We start from the raw sequence: 19,800 nt of genomic DNA, 5'->3' as shown, positions 1-19,800 counted from the left end.
GCATCATGGCAATCGTTAAATGCAAACCGACTTCCCCTGGCCGCCGTTTTGTGGTCAAGGTGGTCAACCAGGAGCTGCATAAAGGCGCTCCTCACGCACCGCTGCTCGAGAAAAAATCGAAGTCTGGTGGTCGTAACAACAATGGTCGTATTACCACTCGTCACATCGGTGGTGGCCATAAGCAGCATTATCGTCTGGTTGATTTCCGTCGCAACGACAAAGATGGCATCGCTGCCACTGTCGAGCGTATCGAATACGATCCAAACCGTACTGCTCACATCGCTCTGCTGCTGTACGCAGATGGCGAGCGTCGCTACATCATCGCCCCTAAAGGCGTGAGCGCTGGCGACCAGCTGATCGCAGGTGCCTTGGCACCGATCAAGCCGGGCAACGCTCTGCAACTGCGCAACATTCCAGTTGGTAGCACCGTACACGGCATCGAATTGAAGCCAGGTAAAGGCGCGCAAATCGCTCGTTCCGCTGGTGCTTCGGCTCAGCTGATCGCTCGTGAAGGTGTCTACGTGACCCTGCGTCTGCGTTCTGGTGAGATGCGTAAAGTGCTGGCTGAATGCCGTGCGACCCTGGGCGAAGTCTCGAACTCCGAGCACAGCCTGCGTTCGTTGGGTAAAGCTGGTGCCAAACGCTGGCGTGGCGTTCGCCCAACCGTTCGTGGTGTTGCCATGAACCCGGTTGACCACCCACACGGTGGTGGTGAAGGTCGTACCTCTGGTGGTCGTCATCCGGTATCGCCATGGGGCTTCCCGACTAAGGGCGCGAAGACTCGTGGTAATAAGCGTACCGACAAAATGATCGTCCGTCGTCGCAAGTAAATAGAGGGATACGACAGTGCCACGTTCTCTGAAAAAAGGTCCTTTTATTGATCTTCACCTACTGAAGAAGATCGAAGTGGCGGCGGAAAAGAACGATCGCAAACCAGTTAAGACCTGGTCGCGTCGTTCGATGATCCTGCCACAAATGGTCGGTCTGACCATCGCTGTACACAACGGTCGCTTGCACGTCCCAGTTCTCGTGAACGAAGACATGGTCGGCCACAAACTAGGCGAGTTTGCCGGTACCCGCACTTATCGTGGGCACGTGGCAGACAAGAAAGCCAAGCGTTAAGGGGTAAGGAAATGGAAGTAGCCGCTAAGTTGTCGGGCGCTCGAATCTCCGCCCAGAAAGCCCGCTTGGTCGCCGACCAGATCCGCGGGAAGAAGGTGGGCGAAGCGCTCAACCTGTTGGCTTTCAGCAGTAAGAAAGCCGCCGAGATCATGAAGAAAGTGCTGGAGTCGGCCGTAGCCAACGCCGAGCATAACGAAGGCGCAGACGTTGATGACCTGAAGGTCAGCACCGTTTTCGTCAACGAAGGGCGTTCGCTGAAGCGCATCATGCCACGTGCCAAAGGCCGTGCTGATCGCATCGTCAAGCGGTCTTGCCATATCACTGTCAAGGTTGCTGACAAGTAACGGAGTCGAAGAGATGGGTCAGAAAGTACATCCCATTGGCATTCGCCTGGGAATCGTCAAGGAGCACACCTCCGTCTGGTACGCAGACGGTCGGACTTATGCGGACTATTTGTTCGCTGATCTGAAGGTGCGTGAGTATCTCCAAGACAAACTAAAAAGCGCGTCCGTAAGCCGTATCGATATCCATCGTCCGGCCCAAACTGCACGTATCACCATCCACACCGCTCGTCCAGGTATCGTTATCGGGAAGAAAGGTGAAGATGTTGAGAAACTGCGTCAGGACCTGACCAAGCAAATGGGTGTGCCTGTGCACATCAATATCGAAGAGATCCGCAAGCCGGAGCTCGACGGTATGCTGGTTGCGCAGAGCGTAGCTCAGCAGCTGGAGCGTCGCGTAATGTTCCGTCGCGCTATGAAGCGCGCTGTACAGAACGCCATGCGCATTGGTGCCAAAGGCATCAAAATCCAAGTGAGCGGTCGTCTCGGCGGTGCTGAAATCGCACGTACTGAATGGTATCGCGAAGGTCGTGTGCCACTGCACACCCTGCGTGCCGACATCGACTATGCCAACTACGAAGCTCACACCACTTACGGTGTGATCGGTGTAAAGGTTTGGATCTTCAAAGGCGAAGTAATTGGTGGTCGCCAAGAAGAACTGAAACCACAAGCACCAGCGCCTCGTAAAAAAGCTGCTAAGTAAGGGGTACGCCAAATGTTGCAACCTAAGCGTACGAAGTTCCGCAAGCAGATGACAGGCCACAACCGTGGTCTGGCTCAGCGCGGTAGCAAAGTCAGCTTCGGCGAGTTCGCGCTGAAGTCTGTAGCTCGTGGTCGTCTCACCGCTCGTCAGATCGAGTCAGCGCGTCGTGCTCTGACCCGTCACGTAAAACGTGGCGGCAAGATCTGGATCCGTGTATTCCCGGACAAGCCGATCTCCAAAAAAACTCTCGAGGTTCGGATGGGTAAAGGTAAGGGTAACGTGGAATACTGGGTAGCCCAGATTCAGCCAGGCAAAGTCCTGTATGAAATCGAGGGTGTTTCTGAAGAGCTGGCGCGTGAGGCTTTCGCCCTGGCTGCTGCAAAGCTGCCGCTCGCCACCTCCTTTGTTAAACGGACGGTGATGTGATGAAAGCGAATGAACTTCGTGAAAAATCCGCACAGCAGCTGAACGAGCAACTGCTCGGCCTGCTGCGCGACCAGTTCAATCTGCGTATGCAGAAAGCAACTGGCCAGTTGGGGCAGTCTCATCTGCTCTCGCAAGTTAAGCGTGACATCGCTCGCGTGAAGACTGTGCTCAACCAGCAGGCAGGTAAGTGATCATGGCTGAAGCCGAAAAGACTGTCCGTACGCTGACTGGCCGTGTTGTCAGCGACAAGATGGACAAAACCATCACCGTTTTGATCGAGCGTCGCGTTAAGCACCCGATCTACGGTAAATACGTTAAGCGTTCGACTAAGCTGCACGCGCACGACGAAACCAATCAGTGCCACATCGGCGACAAAGTCACTATTCGTGAAACTCGTCCGCTGGCCAAGACCAAGTCTTGGGCACTGGTTGATGTTCTCGAACGCGCTGTGGAAGTCTAAGGACTAGGGGTCGGAGAAATTATATGATTCAGACTCAATCCATGCTCGATGTGGCCGATAACAGCGGCGCTCGCCGTGTTATGTGCATCAAGGTGCTGGGTGGCTCCCATCGTCGTTACGCTGGTATCGGTGACATCATCAAAGTTACCGTCAAGGAAGCAATTCCTCGCGGTAAAGTGAAAAAAGGCCAAGTGATGACTGCTGTTGTAGTCCGCACTCGTCACGGCGTACGTCGTGCTGATGGCTCCATTATCCGCTTTGATGGCAACGCTGCTGTTCTTCTGAACAACAAGCAAGAGCCGATCGGCACCCGTATCTTTGGGCCAGTGACCCGTGAACTTCGTACTGAGAAGTTCATGAAGATCGTCTCGCTCGCCCCAGAAGTGCTGTAAGGAGATCCGACATGCAAAAGATTCGTCGTGACGACGAGATCATCGTGATCGCCGGCAAAGACAAAGGTAAGCGCGGTAAGGTGCTTAAGGTTCTCGCTAATAACCGTCTGGTTATCGGTGGTCTGAACCTGGTCAAGCGTCATACCAAGCCTAACCCGATGTCGGGCGTGCAGGGCGGTATCGTCGAGAAAGAAGCTCCGCTGGACGCTTCTAACGTCGCCATCTTCAACGGCGAAACCAACAAGGCTGACCGCGTTGGTTTCAAAGTAGAAGACGGTAAGAAAATTCGTGTCTTCAAGTCGACCCAAAAAGCGGTTGATGCTTGAACACTGCTAGGTAGATTAGACCATGGCACGACTACAAGAGATTTACCGGAAGGAAATCGCCCCTAAGCTTAAGGAAGAACTTAAGCTTGGGAACGTGATGGAAGTTCCGCGCGTTACCAAAATCACCCTGAACATGGGTCTGGGCGAAGCGATCGGTGACAAAAAAGTCATCGAGCACGCTGTTGCTGACCTGGAAAAGATCACCGGCCAGAAAGTCGTTGTGACCTACGCTCGGAAATCCATCGCTGGCTTTAAAGTCCGTGAAGGTTGGCCGATCGGCGTCAAAGTGACCCTGCGCCGTGAGCGTATGTACGAATTCCTGGATCGTCTGCTGTCGATCTCCCTGCCTCGGGTCCGCGACTTCCGCGGCCTGAATGCCAAGTCCTTCGATGGTCGTGGTAACTACAGCATGGGCGTGAAAGAGCAGATCATCTTCCCGGAAATCGACTACGACAAGATCGATGCTCTCCGCGGTCTGGACATCACCCTGACCACCACTGCCAAGAACGATGATGAAGGTCGCGCCCTGTTGCGTGCTTTCAAATTCCCGTTCCGCAACTGATTGGAGTAGGACCATGGCCAAGATGAGCATGAAAAACCGCGAGCTGAAGCGTCAGCTCACGGTTGCCAAGTACGCCAAGAAGCGTGCAGCACTGAAAGCAATCATCGTTGATCTGAACGCAAGTCCAGAAGCGCGTTGGGAAGCTACAGTTGCTCTGCAGAAGCAGCCACGTGACGCAAGCGCTTCGCGCATGCGTAACCGCTGCCGCCTGACCGGTCGTCCACACGGCGTTTACCGCAAGTTCGGCCTCGGCCGTAACAAACTGCGTGAAGCGGCAATGCGTGGTGACGTACCAGGTCTGGTTAAAGCCAGCTGGTAAGTACTTTCAACGTCCAGGGGGTCAATGTCGCAAGATACTGACCGCCGGTGACCTTGAATCTGGAACAAGCCCCTTTTGGGGCTTGTTTCATTTCTGGAGTGTGTCTAAAATACGCGGCTCGCCTGAGCCCGTGTTTTTTACCCGGAGATTCTCGGCGACATATGTAGCCGCAAGGCTAATTTTTTTGTATTAGGAGCGTCTAGCCCATGAGTATGCAGGACCCGTTAGCGGACATGCTAACTCGTATCCGTAATGCCCAGATGGCTGAAAAGTCCGTCGTAAGCATGCCATCTTCCAAGTTGAAGGTAGCTGTTGCCAAAGTCCTGAAAGACGAAGGCTACATTGCGGGTTATCAGATCAGCAGCGATGTTAAAGCTCTGCTGTCCATCGAGCTGAAGTACTTCGAAGGCCGTTCGGTCATCGAGGAAGTGAAGCGCGTTAGCCGTCCAGGCCTGCGTCAGTACAAGTCCGCTGAAGATCTGCCGAAAGTTCGTGGCGGTCTGGGCGTGTCTATCGTCTCCACCAACAAAGGTGTGATGACGGATCGTGCTGCGCGCGCTGCCGGTGTCGGCGGCGAAGTTCTTTGCACTGTGTTCTAAGGGGGGATAAGCATGTCTCGCGTCGCTAAGAACCCCGTTAAGCTGCCAGCCGGTGTCGAAGTCAAATTCGCAGGCCAACAGCTTTCGGTGAAGGGTGCCAAGGGTACTCTTGAACTGAACATCCATTCGTCCGTTGAGATCGTTGAAGAAGCTGGTGAGCTGCGTTTCGCTGCTCGCAATGGCGATCAACAAACTCGCGCAATGGCCGGTACCACGCGTGCGTTGGTAAACAACATGGTCCAAGGCGTAAGCCAAGGCTTCGAGCGTAAGCTCCAGCTGGTCGGTGTTGGTTACAAAGCGCAAGCAAAAGGCACGGTTTTGAACCTGGCCCTTGGCTTCTCGCACCCTGTGGATTACGAACTGCCAGCGGGCATCACTGCTGAGACCCCTAGCCAGACCGATATCCTGATCAAGGGCATCGATAAGCAGCTGGTAGGTCAAGTGGCCGCTGAGATCCGCGACTTCCGTCCACCAGAGCCGTACAAAGGCAAAGGTGTGCGCTACGCGGACGAAGTCGTCCGTCGTAAAGAAGCCAAGAAGAAGTAGGGCATAGCAAATGACCGACAAAAAAGTTACTCGACTGCGTCGCGCTCGCAAAGCACGCCTGAAAATGCACGAACTCGAAGTCGTGCGTCTCTGCGTGTTCCGCTCGTCGCAGCACATCTACGCCCAGGTCATCTCGGCCGACGGCAACAAAGTCCTGGCAAGCGCCTCGACTTTGGATAAAGAACTGCGTGATGGTGCCACCGGCAACATCGACGCGGCCACAAAGGTTGGCCAGCTGGTCGCTACGCGTGCTAAGGCCGCTGGCGTCTCGCAAGTGGCTTTCGACCGCTCTGGCTTCAAGTACCACGGTCGCGTGAAAGCGCTGGCTGATGCTGCTCGTGAAGCTGGGCTGGAGTTCTAAGTTATGTCAAATAACGACCAAAAGCGCGACGAAGGCTACATTGAGAAGCTGGTTCAAGTTAACCGCGTAGCCAAAACCGTTAAAGGCGGCCGTATCTTCACTTTCACCGCGTTGACCGTGGTTGGTGATGGTAAGGGCCGTGTTGGCTTCGGCCGTGGCAAGTCGCGTGAAGTGCCTGCTGCGATCCAGAAGGCAATGGAAGCTGCTCGTCGCAACATGATCCAAGTTGATCTGAACGGCACCACTCTGCAGTACGCAATGAAGTCCGCCCATGGCGCTTCGAAGGTGTACATGCAGCCTGCTTCTGAAGGTACCGGTATCATCGCTGGCGGCGCTATGCGTGCTGTTCTCGAAGTTGCTGGCGTTCAGAACGTTCTGGCCAAGTGCTACGGCTCGACTAACCCGGTAAACGTGGTTCACGCCACTTTCAAAGGTTTGAAAGCTATGCAATCTCCTGAGTCCATCGCTGCCAAGCGTGGCCTGACTGTCAAGGAGATCTTCTGATCATGGCTACCGTTAAAGTAACGCTGATCAAAAGCATGACCGGCCGCATCCCTAACCACAAACTGTGTGTTAAAGGTCTGGGTCTGCGTCGCATCGGTCACACTGTAGAAGTCCAGGATACTCCCGAGAATCGCGGGATGATCAACAAGGCTTACTACATGCTGCGTGTAGAGGGTTAATCGATGAAACTCAATGATCTGAGTCCAGCGCCGGGTTCCCGTCGCGAAAAGCATCGTCCGGGCCGTGGTATCGGTAGCGGTTTGGGTAAGACTGGTGGCCGTGGCCACAAAGGTCAAACCTCCCGCTCCGGTGGCACCATCGCTCCAGGCTTTGAAGGCGGTCAACAGCCGCTGCATCGTCGCCTGCCTAAGTTCGGTTTCGTATCCCTGAAGGCCATGGACCGCGCAGAAGTGCGTCTGTCCGAGCTGGCTAAAGTGGAAGGCGACATCGTTACTGTGCAGACCCTGAAAGATGCCAACGTGATCAACGTCAACGTACAGCGTGTGAAAATCATGCTGTCCGGTGAAGTGACTCGCGCTGTCACTATCGGCAAGGGAATCGGCGCCACCAAAGGTGCGCGTTCGGCTATCGAAGCAGCTGGCGGCAAGTTCGAGGAATAAATGGCTAAGCAAGGTGCTCTCTCAGCGCTCGGCAAAGGCGGTATGTCTGAACTTTGGGCTCGTCTGCGTTTTCTGTTCCTGGCGATTATCGTCTACCGAATAGGCGCACACATCCCGGTTCCAGGTATCAACCCGGACCGACTCGCAGACCTGTTTCGACAGAATGAGGGGACCATTCTTAGCTTGTTCAACATGTTTTCCGGCGGCGCGCTGGAACGGATGAGCATTTTTGCATTGGGGATCATGCCGTACATTTCGGCATCGATCATCATGCAACTGATGACCGCCGTCAGCCCGCAGCTGGAGCAGTTGAAGAAGGAAGGTGAAGCTGGCCGTCGCAAGATTAGCCAGTACACCCGCTACGGCACTGTCGTTCTCGCCTTGGTCCAAGCTATCGGCATGTCCGTTGGTCTGGCCGGGCAGGGCGTTGCGTTCACTGGTGACTTTGGCTTCCATTTCGTCGCGGTATCCACATTTGTGGCTGGTGCGATGTTCATGATGTGGCTGGGTGAGCAGATTACTGAGCGTGGTGTTGGCAACGGTATCTCGATGTTGATTTTCGCAGGTATCGTCGCCGGTCTTCCGAGAGCGATTGGGCAGTCTTTCGAGTCTGCACGTCAGGGTGATATCAACATTTTCGCCTTGGTTGCCATCGGTTTGCTGGCAGTAGCGATTATCGGTTTTGTGGTGTTCATTGAGCGTGGCCAGCGTCGTATTGCTGTTCACTACGCCAAGCGTCAGCAGGGCCGCAAGGTTTTTGCTGCGCAGACCAGCCACTTGCCGCTGAAAGTGAATATGGCCGGTGTAATTCCGGCAATTTTCGCGAGCAGCATTTTGCTGTTTCCGGCTTCGTTGGGTACCTGGTTTGGTCAGTCCGAAAATATGGGCTGGCTGCAGGACCTCTCTCAGTCGATCGCTCCTGGTCAGCCGTTGAATATTCTGCTGTTTAGTGCAGGGATTATTTTCTTCTGCTTCTTCTATACGGCGTTGATGTTCAATCCGAAAGACGTAGCGGAAAACCTGAAGAAGTCCGGTGCCTTTATTCCGGGCATCCGTCCAGGTGAGCAGTCTGCACGCTACATTGATGGTGTTCTGACTCGTTTGACCCTGTTCGGTGCTCTATATATGACGGCCGTGTGCTTGTTGCCCCAGTTCCTGGTGGTTGCAGCAAACGTTCCGTTCTACCTTGGCGGGACCTCGTTGCTGATCGTGGTCGTGGTTGTGATGGACTTCATGTCCCAAGTACAATCGCACCTCGTTTCGCACCAGTACGAATCCCTGATGAAGAAAGCCAACCTGAAGGGCTACGGCAGCGGCATGTTGCGCTGAGTACCCCATAAGGTTCGAGGAGTTGGTGATGAAAGTTCGTGCATCGGTGAAAAAGCTGTGCCGTAACTGCAAGATTATTCGCCGCGAAGGTGTTGTTCGAGTAATTTGCAGCGCGGAACCGCGTCACAAACAGCGCCAAGGCTGAGTGTGATCCGCTTGAAGCCCGGCAGCTAGTGCGCTGCCGGGTTGATTATTTGTTATTACAGCGATATTATCTCGCGCCCTATTTCTTGGCTTCCGGGGCGTAGGTAGCTGTCAATTGGAGTCCCACTGAATGGCCCGTATTGCAGGCGTTAACATTCCAGATAACAAGCACACTGTTATCTCGCTGACCTACATCTATGGTGTTGGTCGCACTACTGCGCAGAAAATTTGCGCAGTTGCTGGGGTAAACCCAGCCGCTAAGATCAAGGATCTGAGCGACGAGCAGATTGAACAGCTGCGTGGCGAAGTGGCGAAGTTCACCACTGAAGGTGACCTGCGTCGCGAAATCAACATGAAAATCAAGCGTTTGATGGACCTCGGTTGCTATCGCGGTCTGCGTCATCGTCGTGGTCTTCCAGTACGCGGTCAGCGTACCAAGACTAACGCGCGTACCCGTAAAGGTCCGCGTAAGCCGATCCGCAAGTAATCGCCCCAGCGAATCGACAGGAAAATTATCATGGCAAAACCTGCTGCTCGTCCTCGTAAAAAAGTTAAAAAGACAGTGGTTGATGGCATCGCCCACATCCATGCTTCTTTTAACAACACCATCGTGACCATCACCGACCGTCAAGGTAACGCGCTTTCTTGGGCTACCTCCGGTGGTTCGGGTTTCCGCGGTTCCCGCAAGTCCACCCCGTTTGCTGCTCAAGTAGCTGCTGAACGTGCTGGTCAAGCTGCGCTGGAATACGGCCTGAAAAACCTCGACGTTAACGTCAAAGGTCCAGGTCCAGGTCGTGAGTCTGCTGTCCGTGCTTTGAACGGCTGTGGCTATAAGATCGCCAGCATCACCGACGTGACGCCAATCCCGCACAACGGGTGCCGTCCGCCGAAGAAGCGCCGCGTGTAATCCAGGAGATTGTAAAGAATGGCTCGTTACATTGGTCCAAAATGCAAACTCGCTCGTCGCGAAGGCACCGATCTCTTCCTGAAGAGCGGCGTGCGCGCGATCGAATCGAAGTGCAACATTGAAGCAGCACCTGGTATCCACGGCCAACGCCGCGGTCGCCAGTCCGATTACGGCACCCAACTGCGTGAAAAGCAGAAGGTCCGTCGTATCTACGGCGTTCTCGAGCGTCAGTTCAGCGGCTACTACAAAGAAGCTGCTGGCAAGAAAGGTGCAACCGGTGAAAACCTGCTGCAACTGCTCGAATGCCGTCTGGACAACGTTGTATACCGTATGGGCTTTGGTTCTACTCGTGCCGAATCCCGTCAGCTGGTATCGCACAAGTCGATCAGCGTTAACGGTCAGACCGTAAACGTTCCGTCCTACCAGGTTCGTGCTGGTGACGTGGTCGCAGTTCGCGAGAAAGCAAAAAACCAACTTCGCATTGTCCAAGCTCTCGATCTGTGTGCCCAACGTGGCCGCGTAGAATGGGTAGAAGTAGACACTGAGAAGAAGTCGGGCGTTTTCAAGAACGTTCCTGCTCGCAGTGATCTGTCCGCCGACATCAACGAAAGCCTGATTGTCGAGCTCTACTCCAAGTAAGGGCTAGAAAATAGGTGCATCCATGCAGATTTCGGTAAATGAGTTCCTGACACCCCGCCACATTGATGTGCAGGTTGTCAGTCCAACCCGCGCCAAAATTACTCTCGAGCCTCTCGAGCGTGGTTTTGGCCACACCCTGGGCAACGCGCTGCGCCGCATCCTGTTGTCCTCAATGCCCGGCTGTGCAGTAGTCGAGGCCGAGATTGACGGTGTGCTCCACGAGTACAGCGCCATCGAAGGTGTACAGGAAGACGTAATTGAAATCCTGTTGAACCTTAAAGGTCTGGCTATCAAGCTGCACGGCCGTGACGAAGTTACGCTGACCTTGTCGAAGAAGGGTTCGGGGGTGGTTACCGCTGCCGATATTCAGCTGGATCATGATGTCGAGATCGTTAACCCCGATCACGTAATCGCTAACCTGGCGTCTAACGGCGCCCTGAACATGAAGCTCACCGTAGCTCGTGGTCGTGGTTATGAACCGGCCGACTCGCGTCAGAGCGATGAAGACGAAAGCCGCAGCATTGGTCGCTTGCAGCTTGACTCTTCGTTCAGCCCGGTTCGCCGTATCGCATACGTGGTGGAAAACGCCCGTGTCGAACAGCGTACTAACCTGGACAAGCTGGTTATTGATCTGGAAACCAACGGTACTCTGGATCCTGAAGAGGCTATCCGCCGCGCTGCAACCATTCTGCAACAGCAGTTGGCTGCGTTCGTCGACCTCAAAGGTGACAGCGAACCAGTGGTAATCGAGCAGGAAGACGAGATCGATCCGATCCTGCTTCGCCCGGTTGACGATCTGGAACTGACTGTACGTTCGGCTAACTGCCTTAAGGCGGAAAACATTTACTACATCGGCGACCTGATTCAGCGTACCGAAGTAGAACTGTTGAAGACTCCGAACCTGGGCAAGAAATCCTTGACTGAAATCAAGGACGTTCTGGCCTCCCGCGGTCTGTCCCTCGGCATGCGCCTCGACAACTGGCCGCCTGCAAGTCTTAAGAAGGACGACAAGGCGACTGCCTGATCGTCGTAATCACCGAACGTGAGTTTGGTAAGGAATGAACCATGCGTCATCGTAAAAGTGGTCGTCACCTGAGCCGTACCAGCTCGCACCGCAAGGCCATGTTCCAAAACATGGCGGTGTCGCTGTTCGAGCACGAGCTGATCAAAACTACACTGCCGAAAGCTAAAGAACTGCGTCGCGTTGCTGAGCCGCTGATCACTTTGGCCAAGACAGACAGCCTGGCTAACCGCCGTCTGGCTTTCGACCGTACTCGTTCGAAAGCTATCGTTGGTAAGCTCTTCAACGACCTGGGCAAGCGTTACGCTACCCGTGAGGGTGGCTACCTGCGCATCCTCAAGTGCGGTTTCCGCGCTGGCGACAACGCGCCTATGGCGTACGTCGAGTTGGTTGATCGTGCTACTGCCGGCGAAGCTGTAAGCGCCGAGTAAGACGACAAGCTGTAACGAAGAACCGGGCCTAGTGCCCGGTTTTTTGTGCGCGTAATAAAAGCGCGATGCGTACAAGCTTCCGGGGGTTTGGCTTGGCACTATGACGTTTGGGGAGTTTGGTAGTTATTCTCTATCGATGCCTACAATTTAATGAATTTGTAGACGTCATATTGATGATCAATACTTCCTCCAAGCCGATTAGCCGGCAGTTCCAAGTCCGACCTGAGGGAAATTGAGCATGAGCCAGAACAAAATCCTTACTACCGCCAGCGGCGCGCCCGTTGCGGATAACCAGAATTCCCGATCCGCCGGCCCGCGCGGTCCGCTGCTGCTCGACGATTTTCACCTGATCGAGAAGCTCGCTCACTTCAACCGTGAAAACATTCCTGAGCGTCGTGTGCATGCGAAGGGGTCGGGTGCCTACGGTACTTTCACGGTCACCCAAGACATCACTCAGTACACCAGCGCCAAGCTGTTCGAGTCGGTTGGCAAGCAAACCCCTACCTTCCTGCGGTTTTCCACCGTAGGGGGGGAGCGCGGTTCGGCTGATACCGAGCGCGACCCACGTGGTTTCGCCTTGAAGTTCTACACCGAAGAAGGCAACTGGGACATCGTGGGTAACAACACCCCTGTGTTTTTCATCCGCGATCCGTTGAAGTTCCCGGACTTCATCCACACCCAAAAACGCCTGCCGCAAAGCAACCTGAAAAGCGCACAAATGATGTGGGATTTCTGGTCGCACTCCCCAGAGGCACTGCACCAGGTCACCATCCTGTTTTCGGACCGTGGTATTCCTGACGGCTACCGCCACATGCACGGCTTCGGCAGCCACACTTATAGCCTGATCAACGCCAAGGGCGAGCGTCACTGGGTTAAGTGGCACTACAAAACCAAGCAGGGCATCAAGAACCTGGCGCCCGCCGAAGCGGCTCGTCTGGCCGGTACCGACCCTGATTACGCCCAGCGCGATCTGTTCGGTGCAATCGAACGGGGTGACTTCCCGAAATGGCGTGTCTGCATCCAGATCATGACCGAGGCTCAGGCCAACGCTCATTACGAAAATCCTTTTGATGTGACCAAAACCTGGTCGCAGAAGGAGTTTCCGCTGATCGAAGTCGGAGAACTGGAGCTTAATCGCAACCCACAAAACTACTTCGCTGAAGTGGAACAGGCTGCGTTCGGCCCTAGCAACATGGTTCCAGGTGTAGGCCTGTCGCCAGACCGTATGTTGCAAGGCCGTGTGTTCGCGTATGCAGATGCCCACCGCTACCGTGTTGGCACCAACCACCAGCAACTGCCGGTGAACGCCCCACGTAGCCCGGTGAACAGCTACCAGCGCGATGGTTCGATGGCATTCGGCAGCAACGGTGGCGCAGCGCCCAACTACGAGCCGAACAGCTACGCCGATGCGCCGAAACAAGCCCCTCAATACGCTGAGCCTGCTTTGGCCTTGAGCGGTGCGGCAGATCGTTACGATCACCGGGAAGACACTGACTACTACAGCCACGCCGGTGCGCTGTTCCGCCTGATGAACGATGAGCAGAAAGCCTTGCTCACCAGCAATATCGCCGGAGCAATGGGCGGCGTTTCCAGTGATGTGGTCCAGCGTCAATTGCAGCACTTCTACAAGGCAGATCCTGCTTATGGAGAAGCAATCGCAAAGGCACTGGGTGTATCGCTTAACTAACTCTAAACGATAAGCAGAACCGCCCTCATTTGGGCGGTTTTTGCGTTATTTCAGCTACTTTTCTCCGGAAATCTTCACTTTTCTGCCGTTGGTCCCGTGACCTTCAGGTCATCATGGTTCAAACTACAGACTTTCAAGCAGGGAGATGTAGGGCGATGCAAGGTCACCCCGACGTAATCGATTACCTCAACACGTTGCTGACGGGCGAACTGGCGGCTCGTGACCAATATTTCATCCACTCGCGTATGTACGAAGACTGGGGCTTTACCGAGCTCTACGAGCGTATCAACCATGAGATGGAAGAAGAGGCACAGCACGCCGACGCACTGATGCGCCGTATCCTCATGCTCGAAGGCACGCCGCGTATGCGTCCCGATGATCTGGACGTGGGCACAACCGTACCTGACATGCTCGCTGCCGACCTGCGCCTCGAGTACAAGGTCCGTGCCGCGCTCTGCAAAGGCATCGAACTCTGCGAGCAGCACAACGACTATGTCACCCGGGAAATCCTGCGGGTGCAGTTGAATGACACCGAAGAAGATCACACCTACTGGCTTGAAAAGCAGTTGGGCCTGATCAAGCTGATCGGCCTGGAGAATTACCTGCAATCGCAGTTCTGATTTCCGGCTACAAAAAAGCCCCTGTCACCGCAAGGTGACAGGGGCTTTTCATTGGGCCTGAAAAGGTCAGGCCCGGTCGCGTTCCAGCAACGGCTTCAGGTAGTAACCGGTATGCGACTGCGGCATTTCGGAGACCTGCTCCGGCGTGCCTACGGCAATGATCTGGCCACCCTTGGAACCGCCTTCCGGCCCCAGGTCCACCAGCCAATCGGCCGTCTTGATCACATCAAGGTTGTGCTCGATTACCACCACGGTGTTGCCGTGGTCGCGCAGGCGGTGCAGCACGTCCAGCAATTGCTGTATATCCGCGAAGTGCAGGCCCGTGGTCGGCTCATCGAGGATATACAGGGTCTTGCCGGTATCGCGTTTTGACAGCTCGCGAGACAACTTCACCCGCTGCGCCTCACCACCTGACAGCGTGGTCGCCGACTGACCCAGCTTGATATACGACAAACCCACGTCCATCAGCGTCTGCAGTTTGCGCGCCAACGCCGGAACTGCGTCGAAGAACACCCGCGCTTCCTCGATGGTCATCTCCAGGGTTTCGTGGATGCTCTTGCCCTTGTACTTGATCTCCAGGGTCTCGCGGTTGTAGCGCTTGCTTTTGCACACATCGCACGGCACGTAGATGTCCGGCAGGAAGTGCATTTCCACCTTGATCAAGCCGTCGCCCTGGCACGCTTCGCAGCGTCCGCCCTTGACGTTGAACGAGAACCGACCCGGCCCGTAACCCCGTGAGCGGGATTCCGGAACACCGGCAAACAGTTCACGAATGGGCGTGAACAAACCGGTGTAGGTCGCCGGGTTGGAACGTGGCGTCCGGCCAATCGGGCTTTGGTCGATGTCGACCACCTTATCCAGGTGTTCCAGGCCTTTGATGCTGTCGTGCGCCGCCGCTTCCAAGGTGGTCGCGCCGTTCAGGGCAGTGGCACTCAAGGGAAACAACGTGTTGTTTATGAGCGTCGATTTACCTGAGCCGGAAACACCGGTCACGCATGTCAGCAAACCAATTGGAATTTCCAAGTCGACATTGCGCAAGTTGTTACCGCGTGCGCCCTTGAGGTGCAGCGCCAGCTTCTTGTTACGCGGTGTGCGTTTGGCCGGCACTTCGATCTTGACGCGGCCAGACAAGTATTTGCCGGTCAGCGAGTCCGGGTGAGCCATGACTTCGGCCGGGGTGCCTTCAGCGACAATATGTCCGCCATGCACACCGGCGCCCGGGCCGATATCAACCACGTAATCCGCCAGGCGAATCGCGTCTTCATCGTGTTCGACCACAATCACCGTGTTGCCGATATCCCGCAGGTGTTTCAACGTACCCAGCAGGCGATCGTTGTCGCGCTGGTGCAGGCCAATCGACGGTTCGTCGAGGATGTACAACACACCCACAAGGCCGGCGCCGATCTGGCTGGCCAGGCGGATGCGCTGTGCTTCACCGCCGGACAAGGTATCGGCGCTGCGGTCCAGAGAGAGGTAATCCAGGCCAACGTTGACCAGGAACTGCAACCGCTCGCGAATCTCCTTGAGGATCTTGTCGGCGATTTCTCCACGGCGGCCGGTCAGCTTGAGTACGCCAAAGTATTCGCAGGCATCACCGATCGGCAGGTTGGTCACCGCCGGCAATGTTTTCTCGCCCACCCACACATGCCGCGCCTCACGACGCAGGCGAGTGCCGCGGCAATCCGGGCAAGGTTGTGTGCTGAGGAATTTCGCCAGTTCTTCGCGCACGCTGGCCGATTCTGTCTCGCGGTAGCGACGCTCCAGGTTCGGCACGATACCTTCGAACGGGTGCGAGCGCTTGACGATATCGCCACGGTCGTTCAGGTACTTGAAGTCGACGTTCTGCGAACCACTGCCGTGCAAGATGACCTTCTGCTGGTCCGCCGGCAGTTGGTTGAACGGTACCTCCAGGCTGAATTTGTAATGCGACGCCAACGACCCCAGCATCTGGAAGTAGTAAACGTTGCGCCGATCCCAGCCGCGTATCGCCCCCTCCGCCAGCGTCATGTCACCGTTGACCAGGCGCTTGATGTCGAAGAACTGCTTCACCCCCAGGCCATCACAGGTCGGGCAGGCGCCGGCCGGGTTGTTGAAGGAGAACAGCTTGGGTTCAAGCTCGCTGATGGCGTGGCCGCAGATCGGGCAGGCAAAGCGCGCGGAGAAGATGATCTCTTCGCCCGGCTCGTCGTCCATCGGCGCCACGAGTGCAATGCCGTCGGCCAGCTTCAACGCGGTTTCGAAGGATTCCGCCAGGCGCTGCTGCAGATCGGCGCGCACTTTGAAACGGTCAACGACCACATCGATCGAGTGCTTCTTCTGCTTGTCGAGCTTCGGCGCCTCGTCCAGCTCATAGAGCTTGCCGTTGATGCGTGCACGTACAAAACCTTGCGCCCGCAGCTCTTCGAAGACGGAAAGGTGTTCACCCTTGCGCTCACGGATCACCGGTGCCAGCAGCATCAGCTTGGCGCCTTCCGGCTGGGCCAGCACCAGGTCGACCATCTGGCTGACGGTCTGGGCTTCCAGGGGAATGTCGTGGTCCGGGCAACGCGGAATACCCACACGTGCATACAGCAGGCGCAGGTAGTCGTAGATTTCGGTGATGGTGCCCACGGTGGAGCGCGGGTTATGGGAGGTCGACTTCTGTTCGATGGAGATCGCCGGCGACAGGCCTTCAATGGTGTCGACGTCGGGCTTTTCCATCATCGACAGGAACTGGCGGGCATAGGCCGACAGCGATTCCACATAGCGACGCTGGCCTTCGGCATACAGCGTGTCGAACGCCAGGGACGATTTGCCGGACCCGGACAAACCGGTGATGACGATCAGTTTGTCCCGGGGCAGGGTCAGGTCGATGTTCTTCAGGTTGTGGGTTCTAGCCCCACGAATCAGGATCTTGTCCAAGATGGCCTCGCACGGCGGGCGTAAATAATGCCGGAGTATACGGCTAAAGACTGGATGAATATACACTGTCAAAAGGCCGCTTGCAGCCTTAGATGAAAGCTGCGCGGCAAAGCGCCGCATATACCCTCTCAATCGATGGGACTGGTAGAATCGCCGCCGGTTCACATGAGGTTTTTCCATGCACGATCCCCACAGCGAGCGCATGAGTAGCGGCGAGACCCGAGCGGCAAGCGGTCTGGCCCTGGTGTTCGCCTTCCGTATGCTGGGCATGTTTATGGTGTTGCCGGTGCTGGCGACCTATGGAATGGATCTCGCCGGCGCGACCCCCGCATTGATTGGTCTGGCCATTGGCGCGTATGGCCTGACCCAGGCCATTTTCCAGATCCCGTTCGGGATCATTTCCGACCGTATTGGCCGTCGCCCGGTGATCTACCTCGGGCTGATCGTGTTTGCCCTCGGCAGTGTGCTGGCGGCCCAGTCCGACTCCATATGGGGCGTGATTGCCGGGCGTATCCTGCAAGGCGCCGGCGCGATTTCCGCGGCCGTGATGGCCTTGCTGTCGGACCTGACCCGCGAACAACACCGCACCAAGGCCATGGCCATGATCGGCATGACCATCGGTCTGTCGTTTGCCGTGGCCATGGTCGTCGGCCCTTTGCTGACCCGCGCGTTCGGCCTACACGGACTGTTCCTCGCCACCGGCGGCATGGCGCTGTTCGGCATCGTGATCGTGGCCTTTATGGTGCCGCGCTCCACCGGCACGTTGCAGCATCGCGAATCGGGTGTCGCGCGCAAGGCACTCTTGCCGACACTCAAGCACCCCGACCTGCTGCGCCTGGATTTAGGTATCTTCGTATTACACGCCATGCTGATGTGCAGCTTCGTTGCCTTGCCCCTGGCACTGGTGGAAAAAGCCGGTCTGCCCAAGGAACAGCACTGGTGGGTCTACCTGACAGCGCTGCTGATTTCATTCTTCGCCATGATTCCGTTCATCATTTATGGCGAGAAAAAACGCAAAATGAAACGAATCCTGCTCGGTGCCGTCACGACGCTGATGCTCACTGAGCTATTCTTCTGGCAGTTCGGCGACAGCCTGCGGGCGCTGGTAATCGGCACGGTGGTGTTCTTCACTGCGTTCAACCTGCTGGAGGCGTCACTGCCTTCGCTGATCAGTAAAGTTTCACCGGCCGGTGGCAAGGGCACGGCGATGGGGGTGTATTCCACCAGTCAGTTCCTCGGCTCTGCACTGGGCGGCATCATGGGGGGCTGGATGTTCCAGCATGGCGGTTTGTCGGTTGTCTTCCTCGGATGCGCCGGGCTGGCTGCACTTTGGCTGGCCTTTGCTGTTACCATGCGCGAACCTCCCTACGTCACAAGTTTGCGTTTGCCGCTATCGCCTGAGGCGATCCGCGAAAGCGGCCTGGTAGAGCGCCTTAAGGCCGTCGTAGGGGTAACAGATGCAGTCGTGGTCGCGGAAGAGGCGGCCATTTACATCAAATTGGACACCGAATTATTGGATCGCGCGACGCTCGAGCAACTGGTCAACCCAGTGCCGACAGCGCGCCCAGCCTAGGAGAACGTTATGGCCCGTGGGGTTAACAAAGTCATATTGGTCGGTACATGCGGCCAGGATCCCGAAGTTCGCTACTTGCCTAACGGTAACGCCGTGACCAACCTGAGTCTGGCGACCAGCGAACAGTGGACCGACAAGCAGACTGGCCAGAAGGTCGAGAAAACCGAATGGCACCGCGTGTCGATGTTCGGCAAGGTTGCCGAGATCGCTGGTGAGTACCTGCGCAAAGGTTCGCAGGTCTACATCGAAGGCAAACTGCAGACCCGCGAGTGGGAAAAAGACGGCATCAAGCGTTACACCACTGAAATCGTGGTCGACATGCAAGGCACCATGCAACTGCTGGGCGGCCGTCCGCAGGGCGACCAACAAGGCCAAGGCGGCATGTCCAACTCGGCACCGCGTCCACAGCAGTCCCGCCCACAGCCAAGCCAGCAGCCACAGCGTGAGTCGCGCCCAGCGCCACAACAGGCTGCCCCGCAACCGGCTCCGGATTTTGACAGCTTTGATGACGATATTCCGTTCTAGGACTTACCTGAGACTTTATTGTAAAGTTTTTGTCGGAAAGCCCCTATTTAAGGGGCTTTTTTGATGGTTCACGTTGTAAAGTTTTACGTCGCGATTTGCCGATTTTCAGGATTGTGTACTACCTTGAAAAATGTAAAATTTTCATGGGTTGTAATCCCGATGACTTTATTGGCGATAAAACACATCCAATTCCGCCATGGCGAGCGGCATAAATTGTTGGTTAGTGCCCAGACGGGCATCCCTCTGTATTACCCCTCACTCTTTATCACTACCCATGTCCGTGCTGGCGGCTTCTCCGTTTCTACAGTGCAGGGGGCGCTTGCGGCAATTAAAGTGCTGTATGCCTGGTAAGCAAACCAAGGCATTAATCTTGAAGCGTTGTTTTCGACAGGACGACTGCTCCTGCGCGAGGAAGTTACTTCGTTGGTCGCGTTTAGTGCCCGGCTGTTAAGTGGGGAGCGCCGACAACTAACCGCGAAGGTGCACACCTTGAAGCTTAACGCCGGCAGAACCGTCGCTTGTAATACGCGTAGCGTCGGTGCGCAGACGCAATTCACACGGATCAGCACAATGTCAAAATACCTTGGCTTTTTGGCTGAAACATTACGTGTCGGGCGTGATAGTAGTGCGACGGAGAGTCAGGTGAGTGCAATGGTTAAGCGTCTCAACGCATGCCGACCAAAGGTAAGGAACATCTCAGCAGTCGACCGGGATGAGAGGGGCTTGGACATCCATTTGGTGG

The 19,800-nt window shown here is 55.9% G+C and carries 30 protein-coding genes; 29 read left to right on the top strand and 1 reads right to left on the bottom strand.

From position 1 onward, the window contains the following. The first annotated feature begins 5 nt into the window (after positions 1–5). From rplB to bfr, 26 genes are all read left to right on the top strand, one after another. Complete coding sequence (rplB, locus tag PF1751_RS24960) at positions 6–830, top strand: 50S ribosomal protein L2 (protein ID WP_003186055.1); 825 nt, start codon at positions 6–8, stop codon at positions 828–830. 16 nt (positions 831–846) lie between these two features. Then, entirely contained in the window at positions 847–1,122 is a 276-nt protein-coding gene (gene rpsS, locus PF1751_RS24955; protein ID WP_003232420.1) for a 30S ribosomal protein S19, read from the top strand. A gap of 11 nt (positions 1,123–1,133) precedes the next feature. Then, complete coding sequence (gene rplV / locus PF1751_RS24950) at positions 1,134–1,466, top strand: 50S ribosomal protein L22 (RefSeq protein ID WP_003103908.1); 333 nt, start codon at positions 1,134–1,136, stop codon at positions 1,464–1,466. Between the two features lie 13 nt (positions 1,467–1,479). Continuing rightward, positions 1,480–2,166 carry a 30S ribosomal protein S3 gene (gene rpsC, locus PF1751_RS24945; RefSeq protein ID WP_003176422.1) on the top strand — a complete coding sequence of 229 codons (687 nt, stop codon included), beginning with the start codon at positions 1,480–1,482 and terminating at the stop codon, positions 2,164–2,166. Between the two features lie 12 nt (positions 2,167–2,178). Then, the gene (gene rplP / locus PF1751_RS24940; protein ID WP_044287964.1) at positions 2,179–2,592 is read left to right on the top strand and encodes a 50S ribosomal protein L16; all 414 of its coding nucleotides are present in this window, start codon (positions 2,179–2,181) and stop codon (positions 2,590–2,592) included. Continuing rightward, positions 2,592–2,783, top strand: coding sequence for a 50S ribosomal protein L29 (rpmC, locus tag PF1751_RS24935; protein ID WP_002555481.1), 192 nt, complete (start codon positions 2,592–2,594; stop codon positions 2,781–2,783). The genes rplP and rpmC overlap by 1 nt, the downstream gene beginning before the upstream one ends. Positions 2,784–2,785: 2 nt before the next feature. Next, a complete protein-coding gene (gene rpsQ / locus PF1751_RS24930) occupies positions 2,786–3,052 on the top strand; it encodes a 30S ribosomal protein S17 (protein WP_003176419.1) in 267 nt (88 codons plus the stop codon). Positions 3,053–3,075: 23 nt separating this feature from the next. Then, a complete protein-coding gene (rplN, locus tag PF1751_RS24925; protein ID WP_002555479.1) occupies positions 3,076–3,444 on the top strand; it encodes a 50S ribosomal protein L14 in 369 nt (122 codons plus the stop codon). A gap of 11 nt (positions 3,445–3,455) precedes the next feature. Beyond that, entirely contained in the window at positions 3,456–3,770 is a 315-nt protein-coding gene (rplX, locus tag PF1751_RS24920; protein ID WP_003176416.1) for a 50S ribosomal protein L24, read from the top strand. Positions 3,771–3,792: 22 nt separating this feature from the next. After that, positions 3,793–4,332, top strand: a complete 540-nt coding sequence (gene rplE / locus PF1751_RS24915; protein ID WP_003194642.1) for a 50S ribosomal protein L5 — start codon at positions 3,793–3,795, stop codon at positions 4,330–4,332. Positions 4,333–4,345: 13 nt separating this feature from the next. Then, positions 4,346–4,651 carry a 30S ribosomal protein S14 gene (rpsN, locus tag PF1751_RS24910; RefSeq protein WP_003176414.1) on the top strand — a complete coding sequence of 102 codons (306 nt, stop codon included), beginning with the start codon at positions 4,346–4,348 and terminating at the stop codon, positions 4,649–4,651. Between the two features lie 206 nt (positions 4,652–4,857). Next, positions 4,858–5,250, top strand: a complete 393-nt coding sequence (rpsH, locus tag PF1751_RS24905) for a 30S ribosomal protein S8 (RefSeq protein ID WP_010206883.1) — start codon at positions 4,858–4,860, stop codon at positions 5,248–5,250. Between the two features lie 12 nt (positions 5,251–5,262). Beyond that, entirely contained in the window at positions 5,263–5,796 is a 534-nt protein-coding gene (rplF, locus tag PF1751_RS24900) for a 50S ribosomal protein L6 (RefSeq protein WP_003194640.1), read from the top strand. Positions 5,797–5,806: 10 nt separating this feature from the next. Continuing rightward, positions 5,807–6,157, top strand: coding sequence for a 50S ribosomal protein L18 (gene rplR, locus PF1751_RS24895; RefSeq protein WP_003186037.1), 351 nt, complete (start codon positions 5,807–5,809; stop codon positions 6,155–6,157). Positions 6,158–6,160: 3 nt separating this feature from the next. Continuing rightward, on the top strand, positions 6,161–6,661 hold the full coding sequence (gene rpsE, locus PF1751_RS24890) for a 30S ribosomal protein S5 (RefSeq protein WP_003176409.1): 501 nt from the start codon (positions 6,161–6,163) through the stop codon (positions 6,659–6,661). 2 nt (positions 6,662–6,663) lie between these two features. After that, entirely contained in the window at positions 6,664–6,840 is a 177-nt protein-coding gene (gene rpmD / locus PF1751_RS24885; RefSeq protein ID WP_003176408.1) for a 50S ribosomal protein L30, read from the top strand. Positions 6,841–6,843: 3 nt separating this feature from the next. Next, positions 6,844–7,281 (top strand): 50S ribosomal protein L15, encoded by a 438-nt coding sequence (gene rplO, locus PF1751_RS24880; protein ID WP_003176407.1) that lies wholly within the window; start codon positions 6,844–6,846, stop codon positions 7,279–7,281. After that, positions 7,282–8,610, top strand: a complete 1,329-nt coding sequence (secY, locus tag PF1751_RS24875; RefSeq protein WP_003194637.1) for a preprotein translocase subunit SecY — start codon at positions 7,282–7,284, stop codon at positions 8,608–8,610. A gap of 28 nt (positions 8,611–8,638) precedes the next feature. Continuing rightward, positions 8,639–8,755, top strand: coding sequence for a 50S ribosomal protein L36 (gene rpmJ, locus PF1751_RS28650; RefSeq protein WP_002555468.1), 117 nt, complete (start codon positions 8,639–8,641; stop codon positions 8,753–8,755). Between the two features lie 129 nt (positions 8,756–8,884). Beyond that, entirely contained in the window at positions 8,885–9,241 is a 357-nt protein-coding gene (gene rpsM, locus PF1751_RS24870) for a 30S ribosomal protein S13 (protein WP_003194635.1), read from the top strand. Positions 9,242–9,271: 30 nt separating this feature from the next. After that, a complete protein-coding gene (gene rpsK / locus PF1751_RS24865) occupies positions 9,272–9,661 on the top strand; it encodes a 30S ribosomal protein S11 (RefSeq protein WP_002555466.1) in 390 nt (129 codons plus the stop codon). Between the two features lie 18 nt (positions 9,662–9,679). Next, positions 9,680–10,300: a 30S ribosomal protein S4 gene (gene rpsD, locus PF1751_RS24860; protein ID WP_003176404.1), complete on the top strand. Its 621-nt coding sequence runs from the start codon at positions 9,680–9,682 to the stop codon at positions 10,298–10,300. A 22-nt stretch (positions 10,301–10,322) separates the two neighbouring features. Then, entirely contained in the window at positions 10,323–11,324 is a 1,002-nt protein-coding gene (locus PF1751_RS24855; RefSeq protein ID WP_003176403.1) for a DNA-directed RNA polymerase subunit alpha, read from the top strand. A gap of 41 nt (positions 11,325–11,365) precedes the next feature. After that, on the top strand, positions 11,366–11,752 hold the full coding sequence (rplQ, locus tag PF1751_RS24850; RefSeq protein WP_003176402.1) for a 50S ribosomal protein L17: 387 nt from the start codon (positions 11,366–11,368) through the stop codon (positions 11,750–11,752). A gap of 238 nt (positions 11,753–11,990) precedes the next feature. After that, positions 11,991–13,439 (top strand): catalase, encoded by a 1,449-nt coding sequence (locus PF1751_RS24845; RefSeq protein WP_010206879.1) that lies wholly within the window; start codon positions 11,991–11,993, stop codon positions 13,437–13,439. 155 nt (positions 13,440–13,594) lie between these two features. Further along, a complete protein-coding gene (gene bfr, locus PF1751_RS24840; RefSeq protein WP_003176400.1) occupies positions 13,595–14,059 on the top strand; it encodes a bacterioferritin in 465 nt (154 codons plus the stop codon). Positions 14,060–14,125: 66 nt separating this feature from the next. Here bfr and uvrA read toward each other — a convergent pair whose 3' ends face one another. Further along, a complete protein-coding gene (gene uvrA / locus PF1751_RS24835) occupies positions 14,126–16,960 on the bottom strand; it encodes an excinuclease ABC subunit UvrA (protein WP_010206877.1) in 2,835 nt (944 codons plus the stop codon). A gap of 178 nt (positions 16,961–17,138) precedes the next feature. Here uvrA and PF1751_RS24830 point away from each other — a divergent pair, with 178 nt between their 5' ends. The 3 genes from PF1751_RS24830 to PF1751_RS29040 all read left to right on the top strand — a co-directional run bounded on the left by PF1751_RS24830 (position 17,139) and on the right by PF1751_RS29040 (position 19,409). Further along, positions 17,139–18,533, top strand: a complete 1,395-nt coding sequence (locus PF1751_RS24830) for an MFS transporter (protein WP_010206876.1) — start codon at positions 17,139–17,141, stop codon at positions 18,531–18,533. A 9-nt stretch (positions 18,534–18,542) separates the two neighbouring features. Then, entirely contained in the window at positions 18,543–19,058 is a 516-nt protein-coding gene (locus PF1751_RS24825) for a single-stranded DNA-binding protein (RefSeq protein WP_003232445.1), read from the top strand. A gap of 63 nt (positions 19,059–19,121) precedes the next feature. After that, entirely contained in the window at positions 19,122–19,409 is a 288-nt protein-coding gene (locus tag PF1751_RS29040; RefSeq protein ID WP_010206872.1) for a hypothetical protein, read from the top strand. Positions 19,410–19,800 lie beyond the last annotated feature (391 nt).

Origin of the sequence: Pseudomonas simiae (assembly GCF_000934565.1) — a bacterium.
In the GTDB taxonomy this organism is placed as follows: domain Bacteria; phylum Pseudomonadota; class Gammaproteobacteria; order Pseudomonadales; family Pseudomonadaceae; genus Aquipseudomonas; species Aquipseudomonas simiae.
The sequence above is the reverse complement of the archived record's forward strand: the minus strand, read 5'-3'. Positions and strand labels throughout refer to the sequence as shown.